2 protein-coding genes and 2 pseudogenes are annotated in these 3,489 nt (G+C 64.7%); all 4 read right to left on the reverse strand.

What is annotated here, in order from left to right:
* Positions 1-1,077, reverse strand: a 1,077-nt coding sequence (locus IU459_RS36785) for an AMP-binding protein (protein WP_195134195.1), incomplete at its 3' end; no start/stop codon positions are given.
* A gap of 87 nt (positions 1,078-1,164) precedes the next feature.
* Positions 1,165-1,362, reverse strand: a pseudogene (locus IU459_RS36790) (IS1380 family transposase); the annotation flags it as partial.
* Between the two features lie 18 nt (positions 1,363-1,380).
* On the reverse strand, positions 1,381-2,811 hold the full coding sequence (locus IU459_RS36795) for a carotenoid oxygenase family protein (RefSeq protein WP_195134196.1): 1,431 nt from the start codon (positions 2,809-2,811) through the stop codon (positions 1,381-1,383).
* Positions 2,812-2,930: 119 nt separating this feature from the next.
* A pseudogene (locus IU459_RS36800) lies at positions 2,931-3,320 on the reverse strand (aldehyde dehydrogenase family protein); the annotation flags it as partial.
* Positions 3,321-3,489 lie beyond the last annotated feature (169 nt).

Below are 3,489 nucleotides of genomic sequence, written 5' to 3' on the forward strand. Positions count from 1 at the left end.
CCGGCCCTGGGTCACCCGGAAGGCCCACTTCTGCTCCTCGGTGACCGCGGTCGCCGGCGGATGGGCGACACTGCCCAGCGGCGAGGTCTCGGTCATCCCCCACGCGTGCAGCACCCGCACCCCGTGGGAGTCCTCGAAGGTGCGCATCATCGACGGCGGCACCGCCGAACCGCCCACCACCACCGCACGCAGATGCGTGATGTCCTGCGGACTGGCCGCCAACGCCGCCAGCACCCCACCCCAGATCGTCGGCACCGCCGCGGCGAAGGACGGCTTCTGCGCGGCCATGCACTCCAGCAGCGGACCCGGCTGCAGGAACCGGTCGGGCATGAGCAGATTCGAGCCCGACATCAACGCCGCGTACGGCAGCCCCCACGCATTCGCGTGGAACAGCGGCACGATCGCCAGAATGGTGTCGGTTTCGAACAGGCCCATCCCGTTGTTCGCCGCCACCTGCATGGCGTGCAGCCAGTTGGAGCGGTGCGAGTACACCACGCCCTTCGGGTCGCCCGTGGTGCCCGAGGTGTAGCACATGGCGGCGGCCGAGCGCTCGTCGATCACGGGGAAGTCGTAGACCTCCGGCTGCGCGGCCAGCAGTTCGGGGTAGGAGTGCACCGCCACGCCCTCGGGCGCGGTCAGTGTGGCCGCGTCACCGTTGACCACGATCACGTGCCGGACCGTGGTCAGATGCGGAAGGATCTGACCGAACAGCGGCACCAGCGTGCCGTCCACCAGCACCACCTGGTCTTCGGCGTGATTGGCCACATACACCACCTGTTCGGGGAACAGCCTGATGTTCAGCGCATGCAGCACCGCACCCATCGCCGGCACCGCGATATAGGCGACCAGATGCTCGTTGTTGTTCCACATGAACGTGCCGACCCGATCGCCGACCCCGACCCCCAACCCACGCAGCGCGTTCGCCAACCGCGCCGACTCGGTGCCGACCTCACGGTAGGTCATGGTGCGCACGCCGGTACCGGTCCAGGTGGACACGGTGGAATCCCCGGCGAACGTCGATGCGTAGCGCAGCAACGTCGCCAGCGACAAAGGCTCGTCCTGCATAGTGCTGAACATCGGAACTCCCTAATTTCTCTCATGGCTTCCGCTCAGAAAGCCAAATTTTCCGCCACCTTCGACATCTGCGACGGGCCCCCGTACAGCAACCCGATCCAGCGACCGGGACAGGTGCGCGGCCAGCACCGACTCCAACTGCCGGGCATGACCGAAGGCGAACTCCCGCAACAAGGTTCTGATCGTCGATGGTGCATACACCCGCTCGAACATTCTGCTCATGCCGCCGCTACACAGCACGTCGACATCGTCGGTACTGTCCGCACCCGCGCACATCCCCGCGATCAACCGTCAGCGGATCGAGGCTTAGCCGCGGTCGCGCCAGCTGCCGTGGAAGCCGAAGGGCACGCGTACCGGAAGCTCGGCCCGGGCTACCGGTCCGGCGGTCACGTCGTGCGTGTCGAGCACTATCAGGTCGCTGAGATTGCGTGCTCCGTCGTACATCAGCGTTACCAGCCACCCGTCGCCTTCGGGCACCCCGACCTGCCGTGGGACGAATACCGGCTCGTGGACGAAGCAACCAGGTCCCGCGGACCATTCCCGTTGCGCTCCGGTGCTGAGATCCACGTGCGCCAAGGTGTCGTAAAAGCAGCTTGCGACCTGTGGTCCCCGCTGGGCCGCGTAGAAGCCGTGGCGATAGTTTAGCCCTGCAAAGCGATCGTCGAGCCGCGGGAACTCACCCGGTAGGTCGGTGAGGACCCTTTCCTTGTAATCGTTGCTCGTCCCGTCGAGTTCAAAGGTCCAGCGCACCAACAGCCCAGCGTCGGCGGCCAAGCTGTGCGGCGCCGGGCTGCCGTCCACGTTCGGGAACAATGGGACGCGATCGAACCGGATCACGTCCGCGACCACTTGGGTCCCGCCCCCTTCGTGTGTCGTGTAGGCGTTGAGGGGATGGAAGACATAGCAAGGCTCCCCTTCGAACCAGCGGATCGTGTCCGCGCCGGCCTTACGGTCCAGGATGCCGATGCAGGTGCGCTGCCGCGGGTCCCAGGCGATCACAGGCCCGCCCTTTATTATCCGCTCCTGATCGATCGTCGCCGGGAAGATCGGAAACACCACGTGCTCCGCCGTGGCGATGAAGTCGTGGACCATGCTGGCGTAGGGCGCCTGGAATACCTCCGAACGGGTCATCCGTCCCTGCGCGTCCACCACGTGGTAGGACATGGCCGTGTTGAACGGCCCGCCTGTCATGTAGCTGAACATCAGCATTTCACCTGTCTCAGGGTCGATCTTCGGGTGCCCGGTCACAGGGCCCGTGTAAGCGCCGTCGAAGGTCCAGGAGCCCCGGGTCGCGAGGTCAAGCGGATCGACCTCAACGGGCGAATTGCCTTCGGCGAAGGCCAGGAGGCGGTCGCCGTGCCAGTAGACGTGTGTGTTGGCCAGGTGACGGCGAAGGGTCTCGCTGCCCGGCGCCGGCTGATCCTCAAAGGTCGTCGGGACGAGCCGTCGGCCGGCCGCCCGCTGTGCGCGGTACGATTCCGTCTCGATCCATCGGTTGCGATAGCTCGCGCGTCCGTCAGCGATGCTGATGGCGTGAAGCATGCCTTCGCCCATGAACCAATGATGCTTGTCGCCCATGGGCGGATACATTGGATTGGGACCGTTCCGGAACAGCGTGCCTTCCAGTCCAGGCGGGAGTTCGCCTTCAGTGACGATTAGTTCTGGTGCGTAGCACTCTGCCATGACCGGGGCGAAGTTGCCGGAGAGCATTGGATGTTGGGGGAAGGGCTTTGACATGAGAGCGACCTATCAGGATTTGACCGATGTGTTCCGGTCCGGTGGAGTGCTGAGGAAAGAGGAGTACGCAGAGCGAGCTAATCTAGTGCGCTGAGTCATATTATGTTTTGACGTGTCTACCAGCGGAATACATCCCCCGCCCACTCGGTGTCGACGACCTGCGCGATAGTCGCGGACTTGCCGTTGTCGAGCGATTCCACCTGACCGAAGATCTCGGCCCGCTCCGACAGCAGATCACCGATCCGCCAGATGAGTCGTTCGCGCTGATTGGACTTCAACCTCGACCAGGGGCCGTCGAACGCGGCGCGGGCCGCCCGTACCGCGGCATCGATGTCGGCCGCCTCGCCATGAGCGACATCGGCGAGTTTCCCGCCCGTAGCGGGGTCGTACGTGGCGAAGGTTCGCCCTGACCTGGCAGCCACCCATTCCCCGTTGATGAGCAGTTTTCCGGTGCTGGAAAGAAATTCCTTCACCTTGGGCTGCGGCTGGACTTCTGTTACCGCGGTCATCCTGGTGCCTCCTGAACGTCGCGCTCTTCGCGCGTGGTGTGGACTACACCAACGCTAGGGACGCGACGCGGCTGCGAAGTGTTCAGGAAATGGACAGTCCGCCGTCGGTGATCCGCAATGCCTTGAGCCTGGCATACAAAGTGGTGCGGCTGATGCCCAGATCTTGCGC

It is taken from the genome of Nocardia amamiensis (genome assembly GCF_015477605.1).
GTDB classification, from domain to species: Bacteria; Actinomycetota; Actinomycetes; order Mycobacteriales; family Mycobacteriaceae; genus Nocardia; species Nocardia amamiensis_A.

What these genes read in the sequence shown, in the direction of transcription:
- IU459_RS36795 (WP_195134196.1), bottom strand. Translation starts at nt 2,811, where the DNA reads ATGTCAAAGCCCTTCCCCCAACATCCAATGCTCTCCGGCAACTTCGCC.